Origin of the sequence: Nocardia aurea (assembly GCF_003123685.1) — a bacterium.
Taxonomy (GTDB): domain Bacteria; phylum Actinomycetota; class Actinomycetes; order Mycobacteriales; family Mycobacteriaceae; genus Nocardia; species Nocardia aurea.
The window spans coordinates 265,673-280,723 of sequence record NZ_QCYJ01000103.1 but is presented as its reverse complement, the minus strand read 5'-3'; the positions used below and the strand labels follow the sequence as shown (position 1 = coordinate 280,723).

Below are 15,051 nucleotides of genomic sequence, written 5' to 3'. Positions count from 1 at the left end.
GAACGGACAACTCCACCAGCCTAATGGACGCCGTCCGGCCCGATCCGTCCGCCGCCCACACCGGCGACTCAGCCGCCCGATCGCGCGGCGCGCACGATATCGACGAACATGCCGTGCACCCGCAGATCACCGGTCACCTCCGGGTGGAACGAGGTGGCGAGCACATTGCCCTCTCGCACGGCCACGATCCGGCCCGCGCACGGTCCGCTCGGCACGGTCGCGAGCACCTCGACCCCGGGTCCGGCCCGCTCGACCCAGGGCGCGCGGATGAACACCGCGCGCATCGGCCCGTCGTCCAGGCCCGCGAAGTCCAGATCGGTCTCGAACGAGTCGACCTGACGTCCGAATGCGTTGCGGCGCACCGTCATATCGACGCCGGATAGGTGTTCGGCATCGGGTCGGGTGTCGAGTACCTCCGAGGCCAGCAGGATCATGCCCGCGCAGGACCCGAAGGTGGGCATACCGTTTCGCAGCCGGGCGCGTAGCGGCTCGAGCAGGTCGAAAACGGTCAGCAGTTTGCTGATCGTGGTCGACTCACCACCGGGCAGCACCAGTCCGTCGACGGCGGCCAGCTCCGATTCCCTGCGCACCAGCACGGGGTCGGCGCCGCAATGGGTCAGCGCCGCCATGTGTTCGCGCACGTCACCCTGTAGGGCGAGCACGCCGACCGTGGGGCGCGAGGTCGGCGCGGCGGTGTCGACGGCGGGTTCGGTGACCGAGGAGGCGTTCACCTGGCAGAGCTTACGAGCAGCGTCGCTGTGTCCCCGCTCACGGTGACGCCGCCGATACTCAGTCCTCGCGCAGGTTGCGGATCAGGCCTTCCTGGACGACCGCGGCGACCAGTTCACCCCGGCGATTGAAGATCTTGCCTCCGGTGAGACCGCGGCCGAAACTGGCCGAGGGCGAGGACTGGTCGTAGAGCAGCCAGTCGTCGGCGCGGAACGGGCGCAGGAACCACATGGCGTGATCGAGCGAGGCGTTCTGGGTCGGCTCGTCCGGGTGGATCACCTTGGAGGAGCCGAGCAACGTCATATCGCTCATGTAGGCGAGGGTGCAGACGTGGAACAGCGGGTCGTCGGGCAGCGCGTGCCGGTAACGGAACCAGACCTGCTGCGGGGAGACGACGCCGTCACGGGCCGCCACCTCTTCCTGCGGCACCGGGCGGACATCCCAGTGCTCCCATTCGCGCATCGCCCACAGCCGCTCCGGGCTCAGACCGAACTGCACATCGGAGAGTTCGTCGGGCAATTTCACCACCGGCATCACGTCCTGGTGCGTCGGACCCGCGTCACCGACGTGGAACGAGGCCGACATCGTGAAGATCGCGTCGCCGTCCTGGACCCCGGTGACCCGGCGGGTACAGAAGGACCGGCCGTCACGGATCCGCTCGACCAGGTACACGGTGCGTTCCTGGGGGTTGCCCGGCCGCAGGAAGTAGCCGTGCAGGGAATGCACCTGGTAGCGCGGCTCGACGGTACGCACCGCCGCCACCAGCGCCTGACCCGCGACCTGTCCGCCGAACGTGCGCTCCAACTGGGTCTTCGTGGACGCACCACGAAAGATGTCCCGCTCCAGCCGTTCGATCTCGAGCGCCTCTTCGATTGTCGCCATGGGCTGAGATTAGCCCGCCGCGGCGCGTTCACCCCGGTCGGCCGCTGGGGCGGCGATCACACCGCAACCCTCGCACCGGCATCGGGAGTGCCGCCCGCGCCGTCGGGAAGTTCCTTTGTTCTGATGGTCGGGTGCCGAATTTCGTTGCGATCACCCAGGACCGACTGGCCGAATCGGTCACCGCCGCCGTCATCGATCGAACCGGGCACACGGTGATCGCCGTCGACGGCGCCGACGCCGCGGATCCGGTCGCGCTCGCGCGGCGTTTCGCCGACTCCCTGCGCGACGTCGGACGCGGCGCGGACGTCGTCGCGCTGCACGATTTCGTCCGCCCGGCCTCACTGCGGCTCGAATTCGGCCGCGACGACGAAATGTCCTATCGCACCGCGTGGTTCGACTACGCGGCACTACGGCGCGAAGTTCTCGACGCGTTACGCGACGACGACCGCTGGCTACCCGCGCTGTGGAACGAACGCGACGATCGTTCCGCGCGAACGCCGATCCGGCACGCGCGTCCCGGCACCGTGCTCGTCGTCGCGGGCCCGATGCTGCTCGGGCGCGATCTGGACTTCGATCTGACCGTTCGACTCGACATGTCCGAGGCCGCGCTTCGTCGCCGGACCCCGGACTCCGAGCACTGGACCATCGAGCCGCTGCTGCGGTATCGGCGGGAGAATCCGGTCACCGCGGATTTCTCCGTGCGATGGGATCATCCGGACCGGCCCGCGCTGCTGGACTCGCCCCGCGGAGAGAACCGACGGTGATCACCGCCGACCGGACTCTCGACGGCGAGCGCTCGCCGGGCCTCGACTTCGGTGACCGAACGCGGCTCGTTCTCGAACGCGGGGTTGCAGCGGTCGATCGGCATCGATGGAGATATCACCGGGGATCATGCATTGATGCGCATATCCGAGTAGGAAGATGTATCGCATCACGGCGCATTCGACACGGCAGGGGCCGCCGATGCGTTCCTCCCTCACCTCACGGTGAGCGCATCGGCGGCCCCTGCCGCACTCGATCAGCTACAGGCGACCGACTGCTGCCCCAGGTTGGTCAACATCGTGCAGGCCCATGCCTTCTGCACCTTCCACGTCCCGTTCTCCGCGACGAACGGGACGTCGGCGATGTTCTCCTGGCCGTTCAGGATCAGCTTCGCCTTGGCGTTGAGGGTGTCGCCGAACGCGGTGACCTCGGTGATCTCGACCTTCGCGTCGGTGCTCTTGTACGCCTCGGCCAAACGGTTGGGTAGGTCGGGATCGGCCTCGACGCCCTGCACCATCTCCAGCTTCTCCGAGGACGGGATACTCGGATCGAGCGCCTTCTGCAGTTCCGCGTTCAGTGCGGCGGGGGTGGGAGTCGGCGGGAGGTCGGCGGTCGGCGCGGCGGCCCTGGCACTGGTCGAGGCGCGCGAGGACTCGGCGTTGTTCGAGCTGTCGTCGGTGCCGCAGGCGGTGAGGCCGAGCGCGGCGGTGAGGGCCAGGCTCGCTATCGCGATACGTCCGGTCTTACGAAGCTTCAACTGCTCGTCCTTTGCGTTCGTCGGTCCGATACCCGTGCCGCGCCGTCCGGGGTGGACGTCACCGGATGTCCACGGCACCGGACCCGAAGCTATCCAGCGGTTCTGTGGGAACGGTAAGGCTCCGATGTGCCTGTCCGAAGAGTCGGCCCGCGACAGCGTCGGCCGCGACTCGACATCGTTCCCGCACCGCCACACTCGCGCCGGAAACGGCGAAACGACCGCCGATGATCGACGGTCGTTTCGCTGAGATCGTTGCGTGAGTTACCAGCCGCGCTCGGCCAGCCGGTGCGGCTGGGCGATCTCCTCGACGTTGATGCCGACCATCGCCTCGCCGAGACCGCGCGACACCTTGGCGAGCACATCCGGATCGTCGTAGAAGGTGGTGGCCTTGACGATGGCGGCGGCACGCTCGGCCGGGTTGCCGGATTTGAAGATGCCGGAGCCGACGAAGACGCCTTCCGCGCCGAGCTGCATCATCATGGCGGCGTCGGCGGGGGTGGCGATACCGCCCGCGGTGAACAGCACGACCGGCAGTTTGCCGGTTTCGGCGATCTCGCGCACGAGTTCGTAGGGCGCCTGCAACTCCTTGGCGGCGACGAAGAGCTCGTCGGCGGGCAGCGACGAGAGTTTGCGGATCTCCTGGCGGATCCGGCGCATGTGGGTGGTGGCGTTGGACACGTCACCGGTGCCCGCCTCCCCCTTCGACCGGATCATGGCCGCGCCCTCGGTGATGCGGCGCAGCGCCTCACCGAGATTGGTGGCGCCGCATACGAACGGAATCGTGTAGTTCCACTTGTCGATGTGGTTCTCGTAGTCGGCGGGGGTCAGCACCTCGGACTCGTCGATGTAGTCGACGCCCAGGCTCTGCAGGATCTGCGCCTCCACGAAGTGGCCGATGCGGACCTTCGCCATCACCGGGATGGAGACCGCGGCGATGATCCCCTCGATCATGTCCGGATCGCTCATCCGGGAGACGCCGCCCTGGGCCCGGATATCGGCCGGAACCCGCTCGAGCGCCATCACCGCGACGGCGCCCGCGTCTTCGGCGATCTTGGCCTGCTCGGCGGTGACGACATCCATGATCACCCCACCCTTGAGCATCTCGGCCATTCCGCGCTTCACGCGGGCGGTGCCGACGGTGTTGGTGGTTTCGGGCGTGGTCACGGCAAACTCCTGGGTCATTGGCGCCAATCGGGTCGCTCGGATGGAAATCGACCCAATTCTAGGCGTGCCGGAAATGCCACTTGATAGCCAGTTGGGGACCACTGGCCTGGTCGGTACGGGGCGCGAGCGGCGAAACCCTCGGCGCGAGGCCGCGGTGGACCTCTCCGGGGCGGGCGGCAACCACGGACCCCGGCCGGGCGGATCACGCCGCGACCGACGATCGCCGAGCGAATCCGCTTGTCCCGCAAGCGAACCGTCAGCTACACCGGATCGGTCAGATCGGATCGACGACCAGCAACTTCGCCCAGTACTCCGCGCCCTCGGCTCCGATGAGCGGCAGCAGGAAATCGAACAGCAGGTACGACATGAATCAGTTACCTCCACCTCACTGGACCCGCCCCACAGCGTCGGGGAGCGCCGACACCGGACATTCCGGTGACGTCCTGACAACAGGGCTACCCGTGCGAGCGCGATCCAGTCACGAAGTTATCACGATAGTGAATCACATCACAGTGGCCGATCCGACCCTACCGGATCGACCGCACTTCCGGATCCGACGCACCCGAGGACGCGGCGACGGCCTCGGTGAGCAATTCGTCCAGGTGATAGGGGTAGACGATCTCCCCCGAGGCCTCGAGCGCGAGGATATCGGCGGGGGCGCACCACCGGTGACCGGTGATGGACCGGCGTTCGATCGCGGTGAGATTCCCCGGCTCGGGCTCGTAGGACGGCACCCGCAACGCGAAGAACAGTTCCTCGGCGCGGATCAGCTCGCCGTTGAAGGGGAACACCGCGACCCGTCGCCAGATCGGCCCGCGCAGCGCCGCCGGATCGGCGCGGTGCCCGGTCTCCTCCCAGAGTTCGCGCACCGCGGCGCCGCGCAGCGTCTCCCCCGGCTCGACGCCGCCGCCGATGGTGAACCAGAACGAGATGTCCGGGGTGACCGGGTCGTGTCCGCGCATCAGCAGCACCCGGTCGCGCTCGTCGAGCAGCACCACCCTGGCCGAGGTTCTGATGGTGTCGACGGCCAGACCGGTCGACGCGGCGGGGGTGACGCGCTCGGTGATCTCGAAATAGGTCGGCAGCGGCGCGGTACCGCCCAGGTGCAGGATGCGGACCGGACGGCGCGTGCGCAGCGCCAGCGTGTCGCGGACGGCGTCGTTGTGGAAGCGGCGAGCGATCAGCACCCTGGCTTCGGCGTCGGCGAGTTCGGCGACCAGTTGCGGACGCAATTGCGCGATATCGACACCGGACAGCGCCACCGAGAGCTGGTTCTCGACCGTCTCGCGATCGGGACGCCCGGCGCGTTCGGCCCGTCCGGCGAGGGCGGTCAGCGCCCTGGCCTGTTCGGCGAGTGCGGGATCGGACACCGGCCCGGCGATCGCCATCGCGACGGCCCTGGCCACGACCGCGCGCCGCGCGAGCGCACCCTCCAGCGCCTGCCAGGACTGGTCCGAGCGCACGTGCAACCGGTCGAGCCGATTGGCGGTGGAATAGGCCCACATGCCGATCGCGACGATCACCGCCGCGATGAGCGCGAGAACGAGGACCGTGGTGGCGGAGAACGTGATCATCCGGCGGCACGCACCCTGACATCTCCGACGGCGACGGTCTCGTAGACGCGCAGGATCTGTTCGGCCACCACCGGCCAGTCGTATTCGCCGACCACCCTGGTCGCGGTGCGCACCAGTTCGTCGCGGCGCTCCCGATCGGTGAGCAGCGAATCGATCGCGGCGGCGAGCCGGGCCGAATCCCCCACCGGGACGAGCACACCGGCGGTGCCGTCGCGCAGTACCCGGCGGAAGGCGTCCAATTCACCTGCCACGACCGGGGTTCCGGCGGCCATCGCCTCGATCAGGATGATGCCGAAACTCTCGCCGCCCAGATTGGGCGCGACGTACACGTCGGCGCTGCGCATCGCGGAGGCCTTCTCCTCGTCGGTCACCTGACCGAGGAAACGCAGATGTCCGGCGAGCGCGCCCGCCTCGCGGCGCAGCCGCTCCTCGTCGCCGCGACCGACGATCAAGATCTCCAGCTCGGGATGGCGTCGCACCAACTCGGGCAGCGCGCCGAGCAGCACCGCCATGCCCTTGCGCGGCTCGTCGTAACGGCCGAGGAAGAGCACGGTCCGTCCCGGCCTCGGATATCCGGGCAGCATCGGCGCGCGCGCGAACGCGGCGACGTCGACGCCGTTGGGGATCTCCACCGCGTCGGAGCCCAGCGCCTCCACCTGCCAGCGCCTCGCCAGTTCCGACACCGCGATCCGGCCGCTGATCTTCTCGTGATAGGGCCGGAGCACCCCCTGAAAGGTGCTGAGTATCAACGACTTCGTGGTCGAGGTGTGGAAGGTCGCGACGATCGGCCCCTCGGCGATCTTGAGCGCGAGCATGGACAGACTGGGCGCGTTGGGTTCGTGCAGGTGCAGCACGTCGAAATCGTTACCGTCGATCCAGCGTCGAATCCTGGTGTAGGCCATTGGACCGAACGACAGCCTGGCCACCGATCCGTTGTACGGGATCGCGACGGCACGGCCCGCCGAGACGACGAAATCCGGCAGCGGCGTCCCGTCGGAGGCGGGTGCGAGCACACTCACCCGATGTCCGCGTTCGATGAAGACGCGGGCCAGTTCGACCACGTGGGCCTGCACACCACCGGGCACGTCGAAGGAATACGGGCATACCATCCCGATTTTCACGGTGCGCCCTCCTCGGTGCCCCCGGCGACCGGATTTCCCGCCGCGGCGCGGCCGTCACGCCGTACCTCGGCGATACGCGCCAGCCGCTCGGCGGACAGGTCACCCTCCCAGAGTGGCTGCAACATATGCCAGTCGGCGGGATGTTCGGCGATATTGGCCGCGAACCGGTCCGCCAGCGCCTGGGTCGCGACCTCCACTCCGCGCGAGACATCGATCGGCGCTTCGGTTTTCAGACCCCAGTCCTCGCGCCCGTCGGCGTCGACGGTGAACCAAGCGTGCACCGGAATCATGGCGGCCCCGGTCTCCACGGCCAGTTTCGCCGCCCCCGCGGGCATCCAGGTGCGCTCGCCGAAGAAGGTGACCGGCACACCGCGCCCGGTGAGATCGCGCTCCCCCAGCAGGCACACGATCCTGTTGTCCCGCAGGCGGGCCGCCAGTTGCGGGAACGGCGGTTCCTCGCCACCGGTCAGCGGGAAAACCTCGAATCCGAGGGTCTCCCGGTAGCGCACGAAACGTTCGAACAACGATTCCGGCTTCAGTCGCTCCATGACCGTGGAGAAGCTCTGGTAGTTCTGCACCAGCCACACGCCCGCCATATCCCAGTTGCCCGAATGCGGCAGCACCAGGATCACCCCGCGCCCGGCCGCGAGGGCCGCGTCGAGATGTTCCAACCCGCCGACGTGGTAGCGCACCTTCGTGTGATCCATCGACGGCAGCCGGAACGCCTCGCGCCAATACCTCGCGTAGGAACGCATGGACGCGCGGATCAACTCGTCGGGAACCGCCTCCGGGGCGGTGCCGATCACCCGGGCCAGATTGCGCCGCAACTGCGCCGGACCACCCTTGCGCACCGCCCGGTCCGCGCCTTTGTCGAACAGCGCGCGCGCCGTGCGTTCGGGAAGCGCGCGCACCAACCGCCAACCGGCCGCGTACGCCCGGTCCGACAGCACGGCCCTGACCTCGCTCATCCCCCGGATCCTCCTGTCGCGCCGAGCGTCTCGACGCTGCCCGTGCCGTGGCCCGGCGATCTCACGACGGCTGCCCCGCCGCGTCCGCCGCGCCGGAGGCCGTGTCGCCCGTGTCCGGACCACGCGGTTTCGCGGGCGGAATCACCTCGCGCGCGCCCGGCGAATTGCGTACCGCGAGCACCCGCTGGAAGACCGTGACGATGCTCAGCACCGCCAGGATCCACATCGCGACGTGCACCGCCCAGGTGAGCCACTCGATATCCCAGTATCCGCCGATTCCGGTGAAACCCGCGCCGACCAGCACGATGATCAGCCGGTCCGGGCGTTCGATCAGACCGCCGTCGGCGGAAAGCCCGCTCGCCTCGGCGCGCGCCTTGGCGTAGGAGATGACCTGCGAGGTCACCAGAACCACCAGTGTCGCGAACAGCAGTGCCCTGTTGTTCTCGTGGTAGACCGCCCACCACGCGAGCCCGCCGAAGATCGCGCCGTCGGCGACCCGGTCGCAGGTCGCGTCGAGCACCGCGCCGTAACGCGTGCCGCCACCGCGCGCGCGGGCCATCGCGCCGTCGAGCATGTCGAACATGACGAACAGCCAGATCACCATCGTGCCCCAGAACAGGTGCCCGCTGGGGAACAGCGTGAGCGCGGCCGCGATGGAGGCGGTGGTACCGATGACGGTCACCGCGTCGGGAGTGAGCCCCGTCTTGACCAATGCCTTGCCCAGCGGCGCTGTCGCCTTCGCGAACGCCTCGCGGCCGAAGAAGCTCAGCACCTCTAGTCCGTTTCCCGCTCGACTGTGCGGAGCGGCCGCGTACCGGGGTCGGGCATCCGGGCGGCTTCGATGACCGCGGCCACGCGATCGCTCACTCCGATTCCTTCCATGCCTGCGCGAGTAGCGCCCTGGTCTCCCGTAGCAACTGCGGCATCACCTTGACCCCGCCGACGACGGTGATGAAATTGGCGTCACCGCCCCAGCGCGGCACGATGTGCTGGTGCAGGTGATCTGCCAGCGATCCGCCCGCCACCCCACCGAGATTGAGTCCGACATTGAATCCGTGCGGCCGCGACACGCGCTTCATCACCCGGATCGCCCGCTGGGTGAAGGCCATCAACTCGGCGCTCTCGGCGTCGGTGAGATCTTCCAGATTGGCGACCACCCGGTAGGGCACCACCATCATGTGCCCCGGGTTGTACGGGTAGAGGTTGAGTACCGCGTAGACGAGTTCGCCGCGCGCGATGATCAGGCCGTCCTCGTCTGACATCAGCGGGATATCGGTGAAGGGATGTCCGGTCGAATCCGCCGGACGAGCGGTGGCCGCCTCGGCGATGTAGGACATCCGGTACGGGGTCCAGAGTCGTTGCAGCCGATCGGGTACGCCCGCTCCCCTGTCCACGATGCTGCCGTCGTCCACGGTGCCGTCCAGTTCGTCCAGTTCTGCTAGCTTTTTCAGGCCGTCCGGCGCGGGCCGCTCGCTCATATCCGCTCCGCCGACACGATCTCGAACCCCTCCGCCGTCGGCGAGGCGTTCTTGCGATCGGCGATCCACGCGATGACCGTCGCCACCGCGTCGGCCACCGGCACCCCGTTGACCTGGGTGCCGTCGCGGAAGCGGAAGCTCACCGCGCCCGCGTTCACGTCACGCTCGCCGGCGAGCAGCATGAACGGCACCTTCTGGGCGGTGTTGTTGAAGATCTTCTTCTGCATCCGGTCGTCGCTGCGATCGACCTGCGCGCGGATCCCCGCGTCCTGCAACCGTTCGACGACCAGATCCAGATGCGGCGCGAAGGCCTCGGCGACCGGGATGCCGACCACCTGGACCGGCGAGAGCCAGGCGGGGAACGCGCCCGCGTAATGCTCGGTCAGTACGCCGAAAAACCGCTCGATGGAGCCGAACAGCGCGCGGTGGATCATCACCGGACGCTGTTTGGTGCCGTCGGAGGCGGTGTACTCGAGGTCGAAACGCTCGGGCAGGTTGAAGTCGAGTTGGATGGTCGACATCTGCCAGGTGCGCCCGAGCGCGTCCTTGGCCTGCACCGAGATCTTCGGGCCGTAGAAGGCGGCGCCGCCCGGATCGGGAACCAGGTTCAGCCCCGAGGCCGAGGCGACCTTCGACAGGGTCTCGGTGGCCTCTTCCCAGATCTCGTCGGAGCCGACGAACTTCTTCGGATCCCTGGTCGAGAGCTCCAGGTAGAAATCGTCGAGGCCGTAGTCCTTGAGCAGATCGAGCACGAATCGCAGGGTGCCGGTCAGCTCCGCGTGCATCTGCTCCTTGGTGCAGTAGATGTGCGCGTCGTCCTGGGTCATGCCGCGCACGCGGGTCAGTCCGTGGATCACGCCGGACTTCTCGTAGCGGTAGACCGAGCCGAATTCGAACAGCCGCAGCGGCAGCTCCCGGTAGGACCGTCCGCGCGCCCGGAAGATCAGGTTGTGCATCGGGCAGTTCATCGGCTTGACGTAGTAGTCCTGGCCGGGTTTGCGGACGGTGCCGTCCTCGTTGAGTTCGGCGTCCAGGTGCATGGCCGGGAACATGCCGTCGCGGTACCAGTCCAGGTGGCCGGAGACCTCGAACAGGTGGCCCTTGGTGATGTGCGGGGTGTTGACGAATTCGTATCCGGCGGCCACGTGGCGGCGGCGCGAGTACTCCTCGAGTTCCTTGCGGATGATGCCGCCCTTGGGGTGGAACACCGGCAGTCCGGAGCCGAGTTCGTCGGGGAAGCTGAACAGGTCCAGCTCCAGCCCCAGTTTGCGGTGGTCGCGGCGTTCGGCCTCGGCCAGCAGGTGCAGGTGCTCGTCCAGCGCCTCCTGGGACTCCCAGGCGGTGCCGTAGATCCGCTGCAGATCCTCGCGCTCCTGATCACCGCGCCAGTAGGCGGCCGAGCTGCGGGTGAGTTTGAAGGCGGGAATGAATTTGGTGGTCGGGATGTGCGGGCCGCGGCACAGGTCGGCCCAGATCCGCTCGCCGGTACGCGGATCGAGATTGTCGTAGATGGTCAGCTCTTTACCGCCGACCTCCATGATCTCCGGATCGTCGATCCCGGATTTGTCGCTGATCAGTTCCAGCTTGAACGGTTCGTTCGCCAGTTCGACCCTGGCGTCGTCCACCTCGACCACGCGACGCGAAAAGCGTTGCGCGCCTTTGACGATCTTCTTCATCCGGGATTCCAGCTTCGCCAGATCCTCCGGGGTGAAGGGGCGTTCGACCCGGAAGTCGTAGTAGAAGCCGTCCTTGATGGGCGGACCGATGCCGAGTTTCGCCTCGGGGAACTCCTGCTGCACCGCCTGGGCCAGCACATGCGCGGCCGAATGCCTGATCACGCTGCGGCCGTCGTCGGAGGCGGCGGTGACCGCCTCCACCTCGACGTCGGTCTCGGGGGTCCAGGACAGATCGCGCAGCGCGCCCTCGCCGTCGCGCACCACGACGATGGTGTCGGGGCCCTTCGTCGGCAGACCGGCCTCCCGCACCGCGGCGCCCGCCGTCGTCCCGGCCTGCACCCGGACGAGGGCGGCAGGGCTGATCGGTGCTGAGGTGGTCACGGCAGCGCACTCCTTGACGTTCTCGTGGCGGGTCTTTCCCGCGCGCGTCATCACCGGAGACACGTTTGCTCCGGCGCGACCATGCTAACCGTCCGCGCTCCGCGCGCATTCACGCCGTACGGCTCGACGTCGCGAGGTTCGGGCTTCCTCAGCTCCCGGCGGCCGCCGCCTCGAGCAAGGCCGCGCGGTCGGCGGCGGGACGTTTGGGGCAACTGGTGCACATCTGGCAGCCGGGAACCTCGAAGACCAGGCAGCAGGAGATCCTGCGGACGAATGTGCGCCCACCGACGTCGACGAAACGCGGCGCGGGCAGTTTCCCGCCGATCTCGGCGGCGAGCCTGCTGCCCGCGGCGGGATCGCCCGCGTCGATGGCGCGATTGCCGATGGCGTCGGCGACGATCGCCCAGAGCGCGGCGGCACCGGCGCCGGAGACCTCGGCCACCGGCGGGATCACCGTCGCGAGCGTGTCGCGCAAACCCTCGGCGGGTGCGCGGACCTCGCAGCCGTCGGCGCGGGCGTCCCCGGTCGCCGCAGAGACCCGCACCCGCTCCACGCCGCCGTCGGGTCGCATGTCGCAGTCCAGGTTCCGCAATTCCGGCGTCGGCGTGGACTCGCCGTCGATATAGGCCCGCACGAGCTGTTCGACCAGCGCGGATGCCGCCATGCACCACCACAGCGTGCCCGCGATGCGCGGTGCGGTGGTCCCCCAGGACCGGCCCATCTCCGCGATCCGCGCGGTCAGCCACTCCGGGTGCGTGAGTGTGGTTCCTGGAACGGAACCCACTACGAGAGGGGACTGTGCAACCATTCCGATTCGACTCCGATCCAGCCGCCGACCATTCCGAATGTGCCGAGAATCCAAAGCGTCGCGATCACCAGTAACGCGGTGGCCAGTGCCGCGCTCACCCGCAGCACCGGGCCACGCGCGGTGTACCAGGCCATGACCTGCCGATATTTATCTCGCAACCAACCGAGCGCGTGGCGCGCCCAGGCGAATTCGGTGGCGAGGATGCCGAGCCCGGCGAAAACGATCGCCCAGCCGGGACCGGGATACGGAATGGCGGCGATCCCCACGATCAGCACCGCCGTGCCGACGAACCCGACACCGATCCGGTAGGCGAGGTTCAGCGTAGGCCGCGCGGCCACGCCCGCGCGGAAGGCACGCCAGCCGGTCGGCGGCGGCGTGGACCGGGGGTCGAGATCGGTACTCACACCGCCAGCGTACGAGGTCGCTCAGACGAGCTCCGGTGTCATCGGGTCCGGCGCGGTGTCGTCGATGTGGGCGAGCCCGTCGACGGTGACCTCGATGACCCTGGCACTGGCGATGTCGAAGAACAGTCCCGACACGGTGACCCCGCGTTCGGCGATCGCCGCCCGCACGGCGGGATGACGGTGCAACGTCTCCAGCTGCGTCGCCACGTTCACCATGCTGAGCTGGTCCACCTCGCCGAATCCGGCCTCGCGGGCCGCGACCGCCACCGGATGTTCGTCCCGGAACCGGTCCAGACTCGGCTCGGCGTGCGCGAGCCACGCGCTGATCCCGGGATCGGCCTGCGCGCCCGAGTACAGCGCCGCCATCGCGCCGCAGGAGGAGTGACCGCAGACCACGATGGATCGCACGTTCAGTTCCTGGAGCGCGAACAGCAGCGCGGCCTCCACCGAGGCGTCACCCTCGACGGGAACCAGATTGCCGACATTGCGGACGGTGAACAGGTCGCCCGGACCGCTGTTGGTGATGACATTGGGCACCACGCGCGAATCGGCGCAGGTCAGGAAGAACGAGTCCGGGTCCTGCCGGTCGCGCAGTTCGTCGAGATGCGGGCGCACGACGTGGGCGTGGCTGCGGTGGTAGGCGGCGACGCCGGCGGCCAGCGGATCGCGGTGACGATCCTCTCGCCGCCACGGTCCGAGGATCTCCTCGAATACCGCGCGGCCGAAACCGCGAGCGGGCGGACCCGTTGTCGCGTCGGCCATCCGGACGCTGCCGATCTCGACGAAATCGACGCTGCCGCCGTTGCCCTCCTGCTGACGCACCCATTCCTCGATGGCCTCGAAGGCCGCGTGGTCGAGGAAGTCGACGGTCATCTCGACGGTGACGTCGGCGTCGACGGGCACCTTGGCGAATTCCGCGGACAGCTTCGGCAGGGCGAGGAAGGTGCACGAGCCGTCGATGGTGATGAGCCAGCGTTGCGAGGCCGGGATCGGGGCGGCCACGATCGCCACCCGCACGACCCGCCACAGCAGCAGGCCGAAGGCGAGCACGAGTCCGATGATGACGCCCTCCAGCAGGTTGAGCAGGACGACGCTCACCACCGTCACCGCGTAGACCAGCAGGTCACCGGTGCGCCGCGCGAGCTTGATGTGGGCCAGTTTCACCAACTGGATGCCGATCACGATCAGCAGACCGGCCAGGGCGGCCTTGGGGATCTGTTCGACCAGTCCGACCAGCGCGACCGAGAACAGCAGGATCCACACGCCGTGCATGATCGCCGAGGCCCGGCTGCGGGCGCCCGCCGTCACGTTGGTGGCACTGCGCACGATGACGCCGGTCACCGGCAGACCGCCGACCAGGCCGGACAGCACATTGGCCGACCCCTGTCCGATGAGCTCGCGGTCGAAATGCGTGCGCGGACCGGTGTGCATCTTGTCCACCGCGACGGCCGACAGCAGGCTTTCGACGCTGGCGATCAGGGCGATCGTCAGCACCATGACCGCGACGGAGGACCAGCCGCCGTCGGGGATCTGCGGCAGCGCCACGGCGTCGAACAGCGAACCGCTCAGGACGAGTTTCTCGGCTCCGGTGGGCAGCACCGTCGCCAGGACGGTGGCGACGACGACCGCGACCAGCGGCCCCGGCACCACACGCACCTTGGCCGGGACGTAGCGCCAGCCGAGCATGATCGCGATGACCACGCCGCCGACGAACGCGCCGCCGCCGTGCAGCGACATCAGCTGGGCGGGCAGTTCGGTGATGTTGTTCCACGCCGAACTGTGCGACGACCCGCCGAGCAGCACGTGGACCTGTTGCAGCGCGATGGTGAGGCCGATGCCCGCGAGCATGGCGTGCACGACGACCGGCGCGACAGCCAACGCGGCGCGCGCGATTCGACTGAGCCCGAACAGGATTTGCAGCACACCCGCCGCGACGACGATGAAACAGGTGACACGCCAACCGAATTGGCTGATGGATTCGGCGACCACCACGGTCAGGCCCGCGGCCGGGCCGCTGACCTGCAAGGTGGACCCGCCGATGACGCCAACGACGATACCGCCGATGATCGCGGCCACCAGGCCCGCGGCGACGGGCGCGCCGGAGGCTACCGCGATGCCCAGCGAAAGCGGCAGCGCGACAAGGAATACCACGATCGAAGCGGGCAGATCGTGGCGCACGATGGATGCCAGACGATCGGATCGTGTTGCGGTAGTTCTATTTTCAGCCCCGGATCCCGGGGGGGCCAGATCGTTCTCGACAGCCATCATTACTCCTTCGCCGACTCGGCGGCGCGGGGCGGGAGCGGACGGCTCCCGACGGCCCGGCACCGAGTTCGGTTGACGATCG

Annotated in this window: 14 protein-coding genes; 1 reads left to right on the top strand and 13 read right to left on the bottom strand. The window is 68.4% G+C overall.

The annotated features are described in order from the left end of the window. Positions 1-68: 68 nt before the first annotated feature. Positions 69-731: a pyridoxal 5'-phosphate synthase glutaminase subunit PdxT gene (gene pdxT / locus DAT37_RS22440; protein ID WP_109526796.1), complete on the bottom strand. Its 663-nt coding sequence runs from the start codon at positions 729-731 to the stop codon at positions 69-71. Between the two features lie 58 nt (positions 732-789). Further along, positions 790-1,611, bottom strand: a complete 822-nt coding sequence (locus DAT37_RS22435) for an acyl-CoA thioesterase (protein ID WP_109526795.1) — start codon at positions 1,609-1,611, stop codon at positions 790-792. Between the two features lie 131 nt (positions 1,612-1,742). Here DAT37_RS22435 and DAT37_RS22430 point away from each other — a divergent pair, with 131 nt between their 5' ends. After that, positions 1,743-2,375 (top strand): nucleoside/nucleotide kinase family protein, encoded by a 633-nt coding sequence (locus DAT37_RS22430; RefSeq protein WP_109526794.1) that lies wholly within the window; start codon positions 1,743-1,745, stop codon positions 2,373-2,375. Between the two features lie 254 nt (positions 2,376-2,629). On the opposite strand, the gene DAT37_RS22425 is transcribed toward DAT37_RS22430, so the two are convergent. The 11 genes from DAT37_RS22425 to DAT37_RS22375 form a co-directional block, all read right to left on the bottom strand. Then, a complete protein-coding gene (locus DAT37_RS22425) occupies positions 2,630-3,130 on the bottom strand; it encodes a hypothetical protein (protein WP_109527329.1) in 501 nt (166 codons plus the stop codon). A gap of 261 nt (positions 3,131-3,391) precedes the next feature. Next, positions 3,392-4,312 carry a pyridoxal 5'-phosphate synthase lyase subunit PdxS gene (gene pdxS / locus DAT37_RS22420; protein WP_109526793.1) on the bottom strand — a complete coding sequence of 307 codons (921 nt, stop codon included), beginning with the start codon at positions 4,310-4,312 and terminating at the stop codon, positions 3,392-3,394. A 509-nt stretch (positions 4,313-4,821) separates the two neighbouring features. Then, positions 4,822-5,865, bottom strand: a complete 1,044-nt coding sequence (locus DAT37_RS22415) for an NUDIX hydrolase (RefSeq protein ID WP_109527328.1) — start codon at positions 5,863-5,865, stop codon at positions 4,822-4,824. Then, complete coding sequence (locus tag DAT37_RS22410; RefSeq protein WP_109526792.1) at positions 5,865-6,989, bottom strand: glycosyltransferase family 4 protein; 1,125 nt, start codon at positions 6,987-6,989, stop codon at positions 5,865-5,867. The genes DAT37_RS22415 and DAT37_RS22410 overlap by 1 nt, the downstream gene beginning before the upstream one ends. Then, the gene (locus DAT37_RS22405; RefSeq protein ID WP_109526791.1) at positions 6,986-7,957 is read right to left on the bottom strand and encodes a phosphatidylinositol mannoside acyltransferase; all 972 of its coding nucleotides are present in this window, start codon (positions 7,955-7,957) and stop codon (positions 6,986-6,988) included. The genes DAT37_RS22410 and DAT37_RS22405 overlap by 4 nt, the downstream gene beginning before the upstream one ends. A 61-nt stretch (positions 7,958-8,018) precedes the next feature. Beyond that, positions 8,019-8,729, bottom strand: a complete 711-nt coding sequence (pgsA, locus tag DAT37_RS22400; protein WP_109526790.1) for a phosphatidylinositol phosphate synthase — start codon at positions 8,727-8,729, stop codon at positions 8,019-8,021. Positions 8,730-8,820: 91 nt separating this feature from the next. Next, complete coding sequence (locus tag DAT37_RS22395; RefSeq protein ID WP_232839927.1) at positions 8,821-9,435, bottom strand: HIT family protein; 615 nt, start codon at positions 9,433-9,435, stop codon at positions 8,821-8,823. Then, positions 9,432-11,492: a threonine--tRNA ligase gene (gene thrS, locus DAT37_RS22390; protein ID WP_109527326.1), complete on the bottom strand. Its 2,061-nt coding sequence runs from the start codon at positions 11,490-11,492 to the stop codon at positions 9,432-9,434. The genes DAT37_RS22395 and thrS overlap by 4 nt, the downstream gene beginning before the upstream one ends. Positions 11,493-11,640: 148 nt before the next feature. Then, positions 11,641-12,276 carry a (2Fe-2S)-binding protein gene (locus DAT37_RS22385; RefSeq protein ID WP_198654389.1) on the bottom strand — a complete coding sequence of 212 codons (636 nt, stop codon included), beginning with the start codon at positions 12,274-12,276 and terminating at the stop codon, positions 11,641-11,643. Further along, on the bottom strand, positions 12,276-12,704 hold the full coding sequence (locus tag DAT37_RS22380; RefSeq protein ID WP_109526788.1) for a TIGR02611 family protein: 429 nt from the start codon (positions 12,702-12,704) through the stop codon (positions 12,276-12,278). The genes DAT37_RS22385 and DAT37_RS22380 overlap by 1 nt, the downstream gene beginning before the upstream one ends. 21 nt (positions 12,705-12,725) lie before the next feature. Next, the gene (locus DAT37_RS22375) at positions 12,726-14,972 is read right to left on the bottom strand and encodes a SulP family inorganic anion transporter (protein ID WP_109526787.1); all 2,247 of its coding nucleotides are present in this window, start codon (positions 14,970-14,972) and stop codon (positions 12,726-12,728) included. Positions 14,973-15,051 lie beyond the last annotated feature (79 nt).